Here is a 15819-nt window from a genome sequence, read left to right on the forward strand (position 1 = left end):
CCTGTCCGTCCGCCATCGCTCACCGGATCACTTCGAGGACGGCCTCGCGGATCGTCTCCCGCAGGACACGGTCGGCGAGCGGGCGCCCCTCGCCGTCCACGACGTAGAAGACGTCGACGGCCTCCGCGCCGAGCGTCTCCACCCGGGCGGCGCGCACCTGCACGCCGCAGGAGCCGAGGGCGTGCCCGATGCGCCACAGCAGGCCGGGCCGGTCGTGGGCGCGCACCTCCATGACGGTCGCGGTGTCGGAGGCGTCGTCGAGGAGGATGACGCGCGGCGGGGGCACCGGGACGCCCTTGCGGGGCCGGTACGACCGGGCGCGGCGCTCCAGCCGGGCCGCGACGTCGAGCCGCCCGGCGAGGACGCGCCGGAGGTCGGCCTCCAGCGCGGCGGGGTCGGGACCGGAGCCGTACTCGGGGACCGCGAGGAACTCGAGCACGGCCGTGTCCGCCTGATCGCCGCGCTCGCCCACCACGCCGGGCTCCGTACGGCCGCCTGACCGATCGGTCTCCCGGTGTCCGTCCACCTCACCGGCCTCCGTACGAGCGCCCGGCCGGGCGGGCTCCGCTCCGGCGGCCGTGGCCCAGGACGCCGTACGGGCTCCGCGGACGGCGAGGCGGTGCAGCGCGAGCACGCCGGCCGCCTGCCAGAGCAGACCGGGACGGTCGGGCGCCACCACCGTGATCCGGGACCCGGCGACCCGCACGGCGCCACCACCGTGGCGGGCGAGGGCCAGCTGTTCGGGGGCCGGGTCGGGTGCCACGGGTGGCGGCGCTCCGGCGAGCACGGCGGCGACGCGCCGGGCCAGCTCCGCGACCAGGCGGGCCTTCCACGCGCCCCAGGCCGCCGGCCCGGTCGCCTGGCCGTCCGCGACGGCGAGGGCGGCGAGCGTCTCGAGCACGACCGGGTCCCCGACGGCCTCGGCCACCGTCTCGATGGTGACGGGGTCGTCGAGGTCGCGGCGGGTCGCGGTCTCGGGCAGCAGGAGGTGGTGGCGGACGATGGACTCCAGCGCCCGTACGTCGGCGGCGTCGAAGCCGAGGCGCCGGCCGAGGTCGCGGGCCATGACCGCGCCGGTGCGGGAGTGGTCGCCGGGCCAGCCCTTGCCGATGTCGTGCAGCAGGGCGCCGACCAGCAGGAGGTCCGGCCGGGCCACGTCGCGGGTGTGGGCGGCCGCGCGGGCGGCCGTCTCGACGAGGTGCCGGTCCACGGTGTAGGTGTGCACGGGGTTGCGCTGCGGCCGGTTCCGGACGCGCTCCCAGTCGGGCAGGAGCCGGACGATCAGGCCGGCCTGGTCGAGCGCCTCCCACACCCCGACCGCGGGCGGCCCGGCCCCGAGGAGGGTCACCAGCGCGTCGCGGGCGTCCGGCGGCCACGGGTCGGGGAGCGGCCCCGTCTCTCTCGCCAGGCGCTCGACGGTCGCCGTGGCGAGCGGCAGGCCCGCCTGCGCGGCCGCGGCGGCGGCGCGGAGCACGAGCACGGGGTCCTTGCGTGCGTCGGCGCCCAGCGCGAGGACGACCTCGCCGTCCTGCTCGACGACGCCGTCGGCGAGCGGCCTGCGGACGGGACGGCCCGGCGGGGAGCAGAAGCGGGCCACCGTCCGCCAGACCTGGTCGGCGGCGTAGGTGATCGTGCGGGCGGCCTCGGCGACCGCGCGCAGGAGGGCGTGCGCGTCCAGGAGTCCCAGGGCGGCCGCCACGGCGTCCTGCTCCTGCAGGACGAGGCGGTCACCCCCACGACCCGTGTGCCGGTGCAGGGCGTGCCGGACGTCGAGCAGCAGGTCGTAGGCCGCCTTGACCGCGTCCGTGGGGCCGGGCGCCACCCAGGCCGCCGCGACCGCCTGGATCGCGTGAACGTCGCGCAGCCCGCCGTGGGACTCCTTCAGGTCGGGTTCCAGCAGGAAGGCCAGCTCCCCGTAGCGGTCCCAGCGGGACCTGGCCATCTCGCGCAGCTCCGGGAGCCGCCGCCGGGCGTCCGCCCGCCAGTCCGCGAGCACCGTCTCACGCAGTTCCCGGGTGAGGACCGGGTCACCGGCGACGTGCCGGGCGGAGATCAGGCCGAGCGCGGCCTTCATGTCCTCCCGGGCGACGGCGCGCGCCTCCTCGGGGGTGCGCACCGAGTGGTCGAGCCGCAGGCCGGAGTCCCAGATCGGGTACCAGAGACGGTCGGCGAGCGCGGACACGTCGGGCCGGTCCCGGTGCAGGAGGACCAGGTCGAGGTCGCCGCCCGGGGTGAGTTCCTCCCGCCCGTGGCTGCCGACGGCGACCAGGGCGACGCCGGACTCGGCGCCGAGCAGCCGGGCCAGTTCGCGGTCCAGGTCGCGGGCGCGCTCGGCCCGTGCCGCCCCGAGCACGGCACGGGCCTCGGCGGTCGCCGGCGGCCCGGGGAGGGCACGGCCCGGCAGGGCGACCCCGCCCGCCGGGCCGTGCGCCTCCCCGATCACGTCCGCCACGCTTACAGGGCCTCCGGCCCGGTCTCCCCGGTACGGACGCGGACGACGGTGTCGACCGGGACCGACCAGACCTTGCCGTCACCGATCTTGCCGGTCTGGGCGGCCTTGACGATCACGTCGACGATGTCGTCGGCGTCCTCGTCGTCGACGAGGACCTCGACACGGAGCTTGGGTACGAGATCGACCTTGTACTCCGCGCCCCGGTAGACCTCGGTGTGACCGCGCTGGCGGCCGTACCCGCTGGCCTCGCTGACCGTGAGGCCGTGCACGCCGAAGGTCTCCAGCGCCGCCTTGACGTCGTCCAGCTTGAACGGCTTGATCACCGCGGTGACGAGCTTCATGCCTCCGCCTCCACCTTCTTCTCGCCCGGGTCGGCGGACGTCTTGCCGCCGCCCGAGCCATTGTCACCGGCCGCCTTGGCGCGGTCGACGGTGAGCGCGGCCAGGATGCCCGATCCGCCACCGGACCCGCCGTGGGCGGGGCCGAACTCGTACGCGCTCTCGGCGTGCTCGGCGAGGTCGATGCCGGACACCTCGTCCTCCTCGCTGACACGCAGGCCCATCACCTTGTCGAGGACCTTGGCGATGATCCAGGTGATGACGAAGGAGTACACCGCGACCAGCACCACGCCGATCGCCTGCTTGCCGAGCTGGGACAGTCCTCCGCCGTAGAACAGGCCGGCCGGGCCGTCGCCCTTGGCGGGGGTGAGGATGCCGGTGACCGTCGGGGTGGCGAGGAAGCCGATGAGCAGGGCACCCGCCGCGCCGCCGACCGCGTGCACGCCGACGACGTCGAGCGAGTCGTCGAAGCCGAGCTTGTTCTTGAGGCCCACGGCGACGGAGCAGAGCGCGCCGGCGATGACGCCGAGGATGATGGCGCCCACCGGGTTGACCGCGGCGCAGGCGGGGGTGATCGCGACGAGGCCGGCGACGGCGCCGGAGGCCATGCCGAGCGCGGTGGACTTGCCGTACCGGATCCGCTCGGTGATGATCCAGCCGAGCGCCGCCGCGGCGGTCGCGACCTGCGTGTTGATGAACGCCACCGACGCCTGGGCGTTGGCCGCCAGCGCGGAGCCGGCGTTGAACCCGAACCAGCCGAACCACAGCAGTCCGGCGCCGAGGAGCACGAACGGGACGTTGTGCGGCCGCATCGGCTCCTTCGGCCAGCCGACACGCTTGCCGACGACCAGGGCCAGGGCGAGGCCGGCCATGCCGGCGTTGATGTGGACCGCGGTGCCACCGGCGAAGTCGAGGGTGCCGATGTGGTCGGCGAGGAAACCGCCGTCCTTGGTCGTCGTCGTGTCGCCGAAGAAGAAGACCCAGTGCGCGACCGGGAAGTAGACGACCGTCGCCCAGATGGCGACGAACACGCACCAGCCGCCGAATTTGACGCGGTCGGCCACGGCGCCGCTGATCAGGGCCGGCGTGATGATCGCGAACATCAGCTGGAACGCCACGAACGCCAGTTCGGGCGAGGTGCCGGAGGCGGAGATCAGCGTGTCCTTGAGCCCCACCCTGCCCAGGCCGCCGATGAATCCGTGGCTGCCCACGTCCTTGGCGAAGGCGAGGGAGTAACCGTAGAAGACCCACAGGACGCTGACGATGCCGATGGTGGCGAAGTTCATCATCAGCATGTTCAGAACGCTCTTCGACCGGACCATGCCGCCGTAGAAGAACGCGAGACCGGGGGTCATGAGAAGCACAAGGGCTGCACTCGCGAGCAGCCAGGCGGTGTCGCCCGAATTCATCAGTTTGAGAACGTCCGGCGGCATGCGGTCGTCCCTTCGGTGAGGTGGTCGATACTGCTCTGGAGCTTCGAGCAGCGCGGTTTCACCGACGGGGCATGAGTGTTTCGGCGGTGTGAAACCCTGCGAGCCGGTGTTTCAGGTGTGTTTCGGTTTCCTCACTTAATATGACCAAAAATCGGTACGCCCCGTGGCTCGCGAGTCCATTCCGTCACTCCGGTCCCCGCGGCACCGCGTCCCGGCCCGTGGGACCGGGCCCGAAGGTCACCCCACGGGGACGGCGCACGTACGCTGTGACCTGGACCGTCATTCCGGAGCGACGGGTGTCGCGCCGGTCTCGGTCCCGAGGCGAGAACATGACGGGGGCATCCGAGACCACCCGGCCCGGACAGATTCACGGCGTCCCGGCCGAGGTGACGAGTTTCGTCGGGCGTCGGCACGAGGTGGCCGAGGTCAGACGGCTCCTGTCGATCTCCCGACTCGTCACGCTGTGCGGCGTCGGCGGAGTCGGCAAGACCCGCCTGGCCGCCCGCGTGGGCACGCTGGTCCACCGGGCGTTCCCCGACGGCGTGTGGCTGGTCGAACTCGCCGCGCTGAACGATCCCGGCCTGCTGGTCCCGGCGGTGTGCGAGGCCCTGCGAATCCCCGATCGTTCGGTCCGTCCGCCGCTGCGGATGCTGATCGACCACCTGGAGGACGCGCAGGCCCTGCTCATCCTGGACAACTGCGAGCACCTGGTGGGCGAGTGCGCGGTCCTGGCCGAGGCGCTGCTGCGCTCCTGCCCCGGCCTGCGGATCCTGGCCACCAGCCGCCAGTCCCTCGGCATCGCCGGCGAGCAGACCCTGTTCGTCCCCAGCCTGCCGGTGACCGGTCACGCGGTCGCCGGCTCCCACTCCATCGTCGTCGGTGACGCCGTACGGCTGTTCGCCGAGCGCGCCGAAGCCGTCGTCCCCGGCTTCACCCTCACCGAGGACAACCGCGAGACCGTCGAACGCATCTGCCGCCGCCTCGACGGCCTGCCGCTGGCCATCGAACTGGCCGCCGTACGCCTGCGCGCCCTGTCGGTCCACCAGCTCCTCGCCCGCCTCGACGACCGCTTCCGCCTCCTCACCTGCGGATCCCGCACCGACCTCCCCCGCCACCAGACCCTCAGCGCCCTCATCGGCTGGAGCTACGGCCTGTGCACCGCACCCGAACGCCTCCTCTGGCAACGCGCCTCGGTCTTCTCCGGCGGCCTGGACCTCGAAGCCGCCGAAACCGTCTGCGCCGGCGACGGCATCGCCCGCGAGGACATCCTCGAACTCGTCATCGGACTCGTCGACAAATCCGTCCTCCTCCGCGAAGAACACTCCGGCACCGTCCGCTACCGCCTCCTGGAGACCATCCGCCAATACGGCCACGAACGCCTCACCGCCTCCGGCGACCAGCCCCGCGTCCAACGACGCCACCGCGACCACTACCGCGACCTCACCGCCCGCGCCGAACACGAATGGTTCGGCCCCGCCCAGATCGCCTGGTTCGACCGGCTGCGCACCGAACACCCCAACCTGCGCACCGCCCTGGAGTACTCCCTCGGCACGCCGGGCGAGAGCTCCGCCGGCCTGAGGATGGCCTCCGACCTGCTGTTCTACTGGATCGCGGCCGATCTCCTCAACGAGGGACGGCGATGGCTCGAGAAGCTGCTCGACACCGGCACCGACACCGGTGACTCCGCTCCGGCCGCCCGCGCCGCCGCCCTGTGCGTGCACGCCCGGCTGGCCGTCCTCCAGGGCGACCTCGCGGCCGCCCGGCCGATGCTCCGGGAGAGCCGGGCCCTCGCACGTGACCAGCCGGTCGTCCTCGCCCAGTGCGAGTACGTCACGGGCCTCGCCGCGCTGATCAGGTCCGACCTGCACGGAGCCGTGGCCGTCCTGGAGGACGCGCTGACGCGCCACCGCGCGCTGTCGCACGAGAAGGGTGTCGCCAACTCGTCGATGTACCTCGCCACGGCGTACTCCCTGCTCGGCCGTTCCGAGGAGGCCATCGCCCTGTTCGACGAGTGCCTGCGGCTCTGCGAGTCGAGGCAGGACCACTGGTTCCGCTCCTACGCGTTGTCCGTCTACGGGATCGAAATCTGGCGGCGGGGCGACCTCAAGCGCGCGACGGAGCTGGAGCAGCGCGCCATCCGCCTCAAGCAGCCGTTCGACGACCGTCTCGGCATGGCGCTGTGCGTGGAGGTCCTGGCCTGGATCGCCGCCGACGAGGGCGACCCGGAGCGCGCCGCCCGCCTCCTGGGAGCGTTCCGGGAGATCCGGCGCGCGGTGGGCGGCCCCCCGTACGCGTACCTCGCCGGGTACCGCGAGCAGTACGCGACGGCGATACGGGACCGCCTCACCGCCACCAGATTCGACGCGCTCTTCCAGGAGGGGGCCGGTCTCTCGCCGGCGGAGACGACGGCGTACGCGCTCAGGGAGGCCGAGGCCGAGACCGCGCCGGGCGCTCCCGCCGGGCGCGCCCTGTCGCCGCTGACGCGCCGGGAGACGGAGGTCGCCCGGCTGGTGGCGAAGGGGATGAGCAACAAGGAGATCGCCGCCGCACTCGTCGTCGCCCAGCGCACCGCGGAAGGTCACGTGGAGCGCATCCTGCGCAAACTCGGCTTCAGCTCCCGCGCGCAGATCGCCGCGTGGGTCGCGGAGCTCAACGAGGAGGCGCCCGGCTCCGAGCCCGGAGGCGCCCAGGGCCGCCGGTGATCCGGGCGGTCTCCGATCACCACCCGGCGGCGGAGACGGCCTGGAGGGCCGTGTGGCCGTCGCGGAGCAGGGCGACGGCCCGGGGGAAGTCCGTGAGCTGTTCGGCCAGCAGGTCCAGCGCCGGCGCGAGCGAGTGCGCGGGAACACCACGAGCGGCGAGGATGCCCGCGGTCCAGGTGATGAAGCGGGTGAACAGCCCGGCGTCGTCCAGGTACAGGGCGGCGCCAAGGAACTCGGTGACGTAGACGAGGTCCTCGGCGGTGTGCCGGCGCTGCCGGTCGTTGTAGCCGGCCATCGCCGGGAGGCGTTCCGGGAGCGCGGCGAGGACCGCCGTGGCGAGCCGGTGCGTGGTGCGGGTGACGAGGGTGTACTCCTGGTCGGCCAGGTGCGGCAGGTCGTTCAGGGGCTCGTGTGCGGGCGGCGGGACGTACGGCCGGGCGAGGATCTCCTCCAGGCGGACGGCCGCCGTACGGGCGTCGGGGGCCCAGGCGTCGGCGCCGAGCCGGTCGGCGTAGCGGCCACCGGGGCCGAACGCCGCCCCGCCGGCCATGACGGGGACACCCGCGGCCTGGGACGCGATGATCGCCGCGTGGGCGGCGGGCAGGCGGATGGGGATGGAGGACGACAGGGCCAGCGTGTCGGGGCGGGTGCGGTGCAGGTGATCGATCAGGTTGGGGACGGGCACGTGCGCGCCGAGGAAGTCCACCCACCGGCCTCGCAGCCGCAGCGTCTCCGCCAGCAGGCGGGCGGGCAGGGCGTGCCACTCCCCCTCGACGCACGCGACCGTGACCCGGCCCCGCCGCGGCCGCCGGGTCTCGTCGGGCCCGTGGTGGGCCAGGGCGGCGATGACGCGGTCGTTGATGGCCGTCGCGGTGTGCTCCTGGGTGACGCTGATCCGGTTGGCGGCCCACTCGGTACCCGCCTTCGCCTGGGCCGGCGCGATCACGTCGAGGAGGGCGGACTCGGCGTCCAGGCCCGCGTCCACCGCCGACAGCACGACGTCGGCGGCGGCGTACTCGTCGCCCTCGCGGACGGCGTCCCACAGCCGCGCGGACAGCGCCTGTGTGCGGACAGGGTCCGATTTCGAAGCGGTCATCGCCGGATCTCCTCATCGTTCGCGCGCCGCACCGCCGCCGTGGGGGAACCGGTGTGCGGTCCGCTGATCGCCACGACGGCCATGTCGTCGTGGTCCCGGTTCCCCGCCCATTCCGCCGCGAGCATCTGCACCCGCTCCACCACGGCCTCGGCCGGCATCCCCCCGCATTCGGACAGCGCGTCCTTCAACCGCTCCTCACCGAACATGACGTCACCGAGCGGCCCGCCGCGCGCCTCGGTGATGCCGTCGGTGTACAGCACGCACGTCTCCCCGGGCCCCAGATCGACCCGGACGGTGGTCGCGTGGACGTCGGTCATGGCGCCGATCAGGGAACCGCGGGTGGGAGCCTCCTCGACGACGCCGCCGGAGCGCACGATCAACGGCGGTGGATGCCCCGCGCTGGTCAACCGCAACCGCACCCGGTCACCGTCCCGCACCGCGGACGCGAGCACCAGCGTGGCGAACCGGGTCGACTCCGTGGTGAGCAGTGCCGCGTTGAGCAGGGACAGCAGGCGGTAGTGGTCGCCCGCCACGGGCAGGAGCGCCCGCAGCATGTTCCGGATCTTGAAGGTGGTGACCGCCGCCTCCAGGCCCTTGCCGCACACGTCACCGAGGATCACGAGGGACTCGGCGCCCTCGTCCTCACCGGGATGCACGTCGTAGAAGTCACCGCCGATCAGCTCGCTGCGCACCGACGCGCGGTACCCACCGGCGATGTCCACACGGTGGACGCGGTGCAACTGGGGCGGCAGCATCTCACGCGTGAGGATGGTCATCACCTCCGTCCGCTCGGCGTAGGCGCGGGCCGCCGACAGCGCCGCGCCCGCCCGCGCCGCGAACAACCGGGCGAAGACCTCGTCGTTCCGGCTGAACCCGGACTCGTCGCCACGGCGGAGCAGGATCAGCGCGCCCTCGGGGATGCCGTGCCCGGGCAGTGGGGTGACCACGACCGCGCCGACCGGCCCGTCGAACTCTTCCGGCACGGCCCACGAGGGCAACCCGCCAGGGTCGATCCAGCGGGAGGAAGTCGGCGGAAAACCCTGCAGCGCCTCGGTCAATCCGGGCACCTCGGCGGAGTCGTCCGGCACCGTACGGCGGTGGACCGTGCCACCGCGAAGGGCGAAGACCGCCGGCAGCCGCTGTCGTGAAGCCGCGGGCAGGATGACGACCGCGTCGGCCAGATGCTCGGCCGCCAGCCGCGCCGTGACCTCCAGGCACCGGTCGACGGTGAGCGCCGACAGCATGGCGTACGACTCGTCCGCGAGGAGTGCCGTGCGCCCTCGCTCCCTGGACAGAGCGATCTCCGCCTGCCGCCGGTCGGTGTCCTCGACCAGCCACCAGGCCGTGTCCCCGTCCGGTGTCCGGGTCGGAAGGGCGTCGAAGCTCCGTTCCCCCACCCGGCCCCACACCGGTTCGCCCTCGGCCCCGGACGCCGCCGCGGTGCGGTGCGCCTCCGCGAGCCACCCGGGCATCATCGCGCCGAGGCTCGCCCCCGGCTCCGCGCGCGGGAACAGCCGGGCGGCGGCCTCGTTGAGCTCGAGCACCCGGCCGCCGGCGTCGGCCACCACCACCGGGCACGGAGCGGCTTGCCACAGCGCGCCGGCGGCCCGCTCCTGGCCGGGCCGGTCCTTCGAAGGAACGCCGGTAACGTCCACGTGCCAGACCCGCGGTCTCGCGGGTCTTCCCACCTTCTCCCCCGGTCGGAACGGCGCCCTGGGACGACCGTCCCCTCCTCGCGGCGTCGAGACCGCCTCTTTGCCACACTAGTGCCGCGTCAAGCGAGGCCGGTCCGTGCCCGTACGCGGGGCAAGGTCGCGGCCGCGCTCGGTGGTCACCCGGCGGCTTGCGGACGGGCCGGCGCGGCGCACGCTGCGTAGACTCGGGTTCGGGCCCCCGCTCGCGCACCGCGGCGCGGGCCGCGGGACTCGGTGAAGAGGCTCACGATATGCCTGCTCAGGGCACGCTGACCAGGAACGGCCTGCATACCGACAATTCGAGTTTCGTAGGCCGTAGACGCGAGATGTCCGAGGTGAGACGGCTCCTCCCGCGGACACGTCTACTGACGCTGACGGGTGCCGGCGGTGTCGGCAAGACACGGCTCGCGCTCCGTGTCGCGCGGGCGGTGCGGAGCTGGTTCCCCGACGGAGTGCACGTCGTGGAACTCTCCACGCTGGAGGAGGGGCGGCTCCTCGTCCCGACCGTGGCCGCCGCCGTGGGAATCCGGGAGATGGATGGCCAGGCGATGCCGCTCCTCGTGGCCCGCCTCGCCGACAAGCGGATGCTGCTCCTGCTGGACGGCTGCGAACACCTCCTCGACTGCTGCACCGATCTCGTGGACCGGCTGCTGCGCGGCGCCCCGCGCCTGCGGATCATGGCCACCAGCCGTCACCGGCTGGGCGTGCTCGGCGAGCACGTGCTGCCGATCTCGTCCCTGCCGGTCGCCGACCGGCACGCTCCGGCCCGCGAGATCGCCCGGTGCGAGGCCGTACGCCTCTTCACCGACCGGGCCGGCATCGTGTGCCCGGGCTTCCGCGTCACCTCCGCCAACGCGCCCATCGTCGCCCGCATCTCCCAGCGCCTCGACGGCATCCCCCTGGCGATCGAGTTGGCCGCCGCCCGTCTGCGGGCCACCCCGCTCGACCGGCTCCTGGGCGAGCTCGACGACCGCTTCGCCGTTCTGACCGACGGCGACAGCGACGCGCCGCCGCGCCAGCAGACGCTTCGCGCCACGATCGACTGGAGCCACGGCCTGTGCTCCCCCGCCGAACGCCGGCTGTGGGCGCGCCTGGCGACCTTCCCCGGCGGAGCGGACCTCGACACCGCCGAGGAGGTCTGCCCCGGCGGGGAGATCGGCCGGGGGGAGATCTTCGACTTGATCGCCGGACTGGTGGACAAGTCGGTCCTCATCGCCGAACGTTTCCCGGCCGGCCTGCGGTACCGCATGCTGGACAGCATCCGCGCGTACGGCCGCGAGAGACTGACCGGCGCGGAGAAGGAGCGGCTGCGCGGGCGGTACTGCTCCCACTACAGGTCGCTGGTCGCACGCTGCCGGATCGATCAGATGACTCCCGACCAGCTCGACCGGTTCCACGCGCTGCAGCTCGAGCTGCCGAATCTCCGCGCGGCGATGGAGACGTGTTATGGCCGGCCGGCCTCGGCGCCCGCCGGGTTGGAGGTCGCCTCGGCCCTGTGGAGCTTCTGGCTGCTGGCCGGGGCCCTCACCGAGGGACGGCACTGGCTGGAACGGGGCCTGCGGCTGGTTCCCGCGCCCGGTAGGGCGCGGCTCACCGCCTTGTGGGCCGACGCCCTGCTCGCCCTGCACCAGCGTGATCTTGCCGCGGCGGTCATCCGGATCGAGGAGTGCCGGGCGCTCGCCGGGGAGACGGGGGACGCCACGGCGGCGGCGTTCGCCACCATGGTCTCCGGCATCGCCGCGCTGGCGGCCGGGGACGATCGCCGCGGGCTCGCGCTCATGGAACAGGCCCGGCGCCGCCACTGGGAGGACGGGGATCTCAACGCCGTCGGGATCAACCTCTATCTCGCGTCGACGTTCTGCGTCGCCAAGGACCCGGACCTCGGGGCGGCTTTGGGCGAGGAGCTCGTCGCCCTGTGCGACGCGCGGGACGCGCCGCTGTTCCGCGCGTACGCGTTGTTCGCGGTGGGGATCGCGGCGTGGAAACAGGGCGACTGGCGGCAGGCGGAGGCGATGATGCTGCAGGTGGCCGAGCCGTGGTCCGTCATCGAGGACCGCTGGGGGCTCGCCCAGTTCCTCGAGGTGCTGGCGTGGACGGCGAGCGCCGGCGGCGCCCAGGAGCGCGCGGCCCGCCTGCTCGGCGCGGCGGACCGGGTCTGGCATGAGCTGGGTTTCTCGCCGACCCAGCTGCCGTACCACGTCCGCTCGCACCAGCAGTGCGAGACGCACGCCCGTGAGGCGCTGGGCTCGCGGGCCTTCGCGCGGGAGTTCCGCGCCGGCACGCGGCTGGACCTGTCCGCCGCGGTCGCCGACGCCCTCAGCGGACGCTGACCGGGCGGCCGGGATCCGATGGATCTCGGCCGCCGCGGTGGGCCGGTGTCAGCCGCCCAGGATGGCGTCGACGAAACCTTCGGGGTCGAAGGGCGCGAGGTCGTCGGGTCCCTCGCCGAGCCCGACGAGCTTGACCGGGACGCCCAGCTCTCGCTGCACCGCGATGACGATGCCGCCCTTGGCGGTGCCGTCGAGCTTGGTCAGCGCGATGCCGGTGACGTTGACGACCTCGGCGAACACCCGGGCCTGGCGCAGACCGTTCTGCCCGGTCGTCGCGTCCAGAACGAGGATCACCTCGTCGACCTCGGCCTGCTTCTCGACGACGCGCTTGACCTTGCCGAGCTCGTCCATCAGCCCGGTCTTGGTGTGCAGCCGGCCGGCGGTGTCGACGATGACGGTATCGACGCGGTCCTCGATGCCCTTCTTGACCGCCTCGAACGCGACGCTCGCGGGATCGGCGCCCTCCTCCCGGCGCACCACCTCGGCGCCGACCCGGGAGCCCCAGGTCTGCAGCTGATCGGCGGCGGCCGCGCGGAACGTGTCGGCCGCGCCGAGGAGGACGGTGCGCCCGTCTCCGACGAGGACCCGTGCGAGCTTGCCGCAGGTGGTGGTCTTGCCGGTGCCGTTGACGCCGACGACCAGCATCACGGCGGGCTGGGCGCCGTGCGGCCGGGTGCGCAGGGAGCGGTCCCAGTCCTTGCCGATCTGGGCGAGGAGCTCGTCCTTCAGCAACCCGCGCACCTCGTCCGGGGTGCGGGTGCCGTAGACCTTCACCTTGGTCCGCAGGTCGTCGACGATCTGCCGGGCGGGCGCGACGCCGACGTCGGCCTGCACCAGGGTGTCCTCGATCTCGTCCCACGCGTCGTCATCGAGCGTGTCGCGGGACAGCAGGATGAGGAGGGTCTTGCCGAGGGCGTTCTGGGAGCGGGAGAGCCGTGCCCGCAGGCGGATGAGGCGACCGGCGGACGGCGGCGGGATCTCGATTGCGGGCGGTGCGGGCGGCGCCGGAGGCGCCTCGGGGGTCGGCGCGCGCGTGGGCGGCGCGACGGCCTCTTCTTCCTCGATGACGGCGGTGCCGCCGCGCGGCGCCTCCGGCGCCTTGGGCGCTTCCGGTGGCCGGGGCGGCGCAGCGGCGCCGCGCGCACCCCGGACCAGGAAGAACACGCCCGTCGCGACGGCGAGCACGACGATGGCGATGGCGAGAATGACGTATTCCATAGCGTGTCCCAGTCTCGCAGAAGGTACGGGCTCCCCTCCCGTCCCTACCCGGTCACCGGCCGCCCGGCCACGTCGTCCTCACGCGTGCTCGGGCGGAAGGCTCGGAGAAGGTCCGCCGGGGCGCCCCGGCGGACCGGGGCATTCGCCGACGTTCCCATCGGCGCCGGAAACATTCTCCGAGCATTCCGCCCGGCGGGGCGGGAGGCCCGCCGTCAGTCCATCCGCGGGAGCGCCGCCCGCGTGCCGGAGAGGGATTCGCGCTCGGAGGTCTCCCACTCCTCGACGTTGCGCAGCAGCGCCTCCAGGTAGCTGCGCAGGTGCGTGCGGTAGACGTCGCTGAAGGTCCGCAGGTAGGCGATCTCGCGTTCGAGCTCGCGGCGCTCGTCGCCGGACATCGGCTCGCTCGACGGGGCGATCTGCTCGGCGGCGTACGACGCCTGCCGGTGCGCCTCCTCCAGGACGAGGGTGGCGCGGGACCGCGCGTCGGCGAGGATCTCGTCCCGGCCGCGCCGGGCCTCCTCGGCGATCTCCCGGCTGTACCGCTGCGCGTCCGCGACGTACTGGTCCGCGGTCTGCTGGGCGTTCGACAGGATTCGAACGGCCTGGATGTGGGCGTCCTCCGGCTGGATCGCCGCGGCGTCGGGGCCGGCGCCGGCGATGCGCTCGCGCAGGCGGCCGACCTCGTTCTCCAGGTCCGCCTTCTCGTTGAGGACCCGGACCAGCTCCTGCTCGACCTGGCCCAGGAACGCTCTCACCTGGTCTTCGTCGAATCCCCGGCGGCCGAGCGGAGCGCGCTGGAAGTTGACCGCCTGCAGCTCAGCCGGGGTGATGCGCTGGGCGTGGATTTCGGGGGAGGTCATTCGTCTCCTCTTAAGCGTCCGCGTACTTGTCGATTCGGATGCGGTCGTGGCTCAGCCCGAGATTCAGGAGGCGATCGACGGTCGCGTCGGTCATCCCCGGCGAGCCGCAGACGTAGGCGTCGTGGTTCTGCCACATCCCGAACCGCCCGATGACGTCGGGCAGCGTGCCGTGCTCGGCCACCGCCCCGGGATCGTGGTCGGAGACCGCCGGGATCACGGTGAGCCACGGCGCTCCGGCCGCCCGCTTCTGCAGATCGTCCAGGTCGTAGAGCCCGTCCACGTACCGCGCGCCGAAGAACAGGTGGACGCGCGGCGGGCTGGGCAGCGCGCCGATCTGATCGAGGATCGCCTTGAGCGGCGCCAGGCCCGTGCTGCCGCCGATGAGCAGCACGTCACGTCCGGACCGCTCGTCGAAGGTCATCGTGCCGACCGGCGCGCTGAGCTTGATCCAGTCGCCGACCCTCAGCGACCGGACGAGGACCGGGCTGACGGGGCCCCCGTCGATCAGCTGCACGTGGAAGTCCACGGTGTTGTCGGGCCGGGGGGCGTTGGCCATCGAGTAGGAGCGCCACATCCGCATCCGGGCCGGAACCTCGAGCGAGGCCGACTGGCCGGGCTGGTACGCGAACGGCCGGTCGGGAAGGACCCGGAACACCGCCAGGTCGAAGCGCCGGCGCTCGTGCGCGACGATCTGGGCGTTCCACCAGGACGGGTTCACTGAGGAGTCCTGCTGGGCCGCGTCGAGCATGACCTTCGAGACCAGGTTGTAGGCATCGGTCCAGTCCCGCGCCAGTTCCTCGGTCCACGAGGATCCCGAGAAGTAGCGAAGGGTGGTGACGAGGCTCGCCCCGACTTCGGGATAGTGCAGGGCCTCCACTCCGAACTTGCGGTGATCCCGGCCGAGCTGTTGCACGAACGGAACCAGGTTGTGCAGGTCGTCCACCTGGGACACGATGCGCCCGAGCGCGGACAGCAAGCGGTCGCGCTGGGTGCTCATGCCCACGGGGAACATGTCCCGTAGGCGCGGGTTGCGCAGGAAGAGATCGGAGTAGAAGAACAGCGCGACGGCGTCACCGTGCTGCGCCACCTGAGCGAAGTTGTCCTTCAGTCGTTGAGCATCCACACATTCTCCTGAAGCCGGGCGGGCCGTCGCCGCGGCGTTCTACTTCTGTTCAGCGGCCTTGATCATGACGTCGGAGACGACCCCGTACGCCTCGACCCAGTCCTTCTCCAGTTCGGGGGTCCAGTCGTCGCCGCTGAAGTACTTCAGCGTCGCGACGAGGCTGGCGCCGACCTCGGGGTAGTGCTCGGGGTTGATGCCGAATCCGGCGTGCGCCCGGCCGAGCTCCTCCAGGTACGGGACGAGCCTCTCCGGGTCGTCCACCAGCGACACGATCTGGGTGAGCGCGCCCAGCAGGACCTCCTGCTGCCGCCTCATCGAGGCCGGGAACAGGGGGCGGTAGTGGGGGTTGCGCTCGAACAGGTCCGCGTAGAAGTACTCGGCCACGTCCATGCCGTGCCCGCCGACCTGGGCGAAGTTGTCCTTGAGACGTTGAGGGTCCACAGTGACCTTTCCGAGGGTGTCAGTCGTGCCGTGAGGGACGGCGGTGACTCTAGCGAAGCCAAGCGCGATTCGGGACACGATGGTACAAAACATGCAAATTGATTGCCGTACCGGCCTTGTGACGACAAGACC

Annotated in this window: 11 protein-coding genes; 2 read left to right on the top strand and 9 right to left on the bottom strand. The window is 72.8% G+C overall.

What is annotated here, in order from left to right:
• Positions 1-19: 19 nt before the first annotated feature.
• From NE235_RS27090 to NE235_RS27100, 3 genes are read right to left on the bottom strand one after another with little or no spacing between them, the layout of a single operon-like run.
• Positions 20-2443, bottom strand: a complete 2424-nt coding sequence (locus NE235_RS27090) for a [protein-PII] uridylyltransferase (RefSeq protein ID WP_406567646.1) — start codon at positions 2441-2443, stop codon at positions 20-22.
• A gap of 11 nt (positions 2444-2454) precedes the next feature.
• A complete protein-coding gene (locus tag NE235_RS27095; protein ID WP_252776317.1) occupies positions 2455-2793 on the bottom strand; it encodes a P-II family nitrogen regulator in 339 nt (112 codons plus the stop codon).
• Positions 2790-4223 (bottom strand): ammonium transporter, encoded by a 1434-nt coding sequence (locus NE235_RS27100; RefSeq protein ID WP_289849265.1) that lies wholly within the window; start codon positions 4221-4223, stop codon positions 2790-2792. Before NE235_RS27100 ends, NE235_RS27095 begins: the two co-directional genes overlap by 4 nt.
• Positions 4224-4552: 329 nt before the next feature.
• On the opposite strand from NE235_RS27100, the gene NE235_RS27105 reads away from it, so the two are divergent.
• Entirely contained in the window at positions 4553-6925 is a 2373-nt protein-coding gene (locus NE235_RS27105; protein WP_252807933.1) for an ATP-binding protein, read from the top strand.
• A gap of 16 nt (positions 6926-6941) precedes the next feature.
• Here NE235_RS27105 and NE235_RS27110 read toward each other — a convergent pair whose 3' ends face one another.
• A complete protein-coding gene (locus tag NE235_RS27110; protein ID WP_252807935.1) occupies positions 6942-8021 on the bottom strand; it encodes a cobalamin B12-binding domain-containing protein in 1080 nt (359 codons plus the stop codon).
• A complete protein-coding gene (locus NE235_RS27115) occupies positions 8018-9676 on the bottom strand; it encodes a SpoIIE family protein phosphatase (RefSeq protein WP_252807937.1) in 1659 nt (552 codons plus the stop codon). Before NE235_RS27115 ends, NE235_RS27110 begins: the two co-directional genes overlap by 4 nt.
• Positions 9677-10050: 374 nt before the next feature.
• Here NE235_RS27115 and NE235_RS27120 point away from each other — a divergent pair, with 374 nt between their 5' ends.
• Positions 10051-12045 (top strand): ATP-binding protein, encoded by a 1995-nt coding sequence (locus tag NE235_RS27120; RefSeq protein ID WP_252807939.1) that lies wholly within the window; start codon positions 10051-10053, stop codon positions 12043-12045.
• A 48-nt stretch (positions 12046-12093) separates the two neighbouring features.
• On the opposite strand, the gene ftsY is transcribed toward NE235_RS27120, so the two are convergent.
• From ftsY to NE235_RS27140, 4 genes are all read right to left on the bottom strand, one after another.
• Entirely contained in the window at positions 12094-13263 is a 1170-nt protein-coding gene (gene ftsY / locus NE235_RS27125) for a signal recognition particle-docking protein FtsY (RefSeq protein ID WP_252807941.1), read from the bottom strand.
• Positions 13264-13475: 212 nt separating this feature from the next.
• Complete coding sequence (locus NE235_RS27130; RefSeq protein ID WP_252807943.1) at positions 13476-14123, bottom strand: DivIVA domain-containing protein; 648 nt, start codon at positions 14121-14123, stop codon at positions 13476-13478.
• A gap of 10 nt (positions 14124-14133) precedes the next feature.
• On the bottom strand, positions 14134-15246 hold the full coding sequence (locus NE235_RS27135; RefSeq protein WP_252807944.1) for a globin domain-containing protein: 1113 nt from the start codon (positions 15244-15246) through the stop codon (positions 14134-14136).
• 39 nt (positions 15247-15285) lie between these two features.
• The gene (locus NE235_RS27140; protein WP_252807947.1) at positions 15286-15687 is read right to left on the bottom strand and encodes a globin domain-containing protein; all 402 of its coding nucleotides are present in this window, start codon (positions 15685-15687) and stop codon (positions 15286-15288) included.
• Positions 15688-15819 lie beyond the last annotated feature (132 nt).

Source organism: Actinoallomurus spadix, assembly GCF_024055725.1.
In the GTDB taxonomy this organism is placed as follows: Bacteria; Actinomycetota; Actinomycetes; order Streptosporangiales; family Streptosporangiaceae; genus Actinoallomurus; species Actinoallomurus spadix.

Excerpts from the sequence above, each read along its gene's own strand:
- NE235_RS27105 (WP_252807933.1), top strand. The coding sequence starts at position 4,553 with ATGACGGGGGCATCCGAGACCACCCGGCCCGGACAGATTCACGGCGTC.
- ftsY (WP_252807941.1), bottom strand. The coding sequence starts at position 13,263 with ATGGAATACGTCATTCTCGCCATCGCCATCGTCGTGCTCGCCGTCGCG.
- NE235_RS27100 (WP_289849265.1), bottom strand. The coding sequence starts at position 4,223 with ATGCCGCCGGACGTTCTCAAACTGATGAATTCGGGCGACACCGCCTGG.
- NE235_RS27130 (WP_252807943.1), bottom strand. The coding sequence starts at position 14,123 with ATGACCTCCCCCGAAATCCACGCCCAGCGCATCACCCCGGCTGAGCTG.
- NE235_RS27095 (WP_252776317.1), bottom strand. The coding sequence starts at position 2,793 with ATGAAGCTCGTCACCGCGGTGATCAAGCCGTTCAAGCTGGACGACGTC.
- NE235_RS27110 (WP_252807935.1), bottom strand. The coding sequence starts at position 8,021 with ATGACCGCTTCGAAATCGGACCCTGTCCGCACACAGGCGCTGTCCGCG.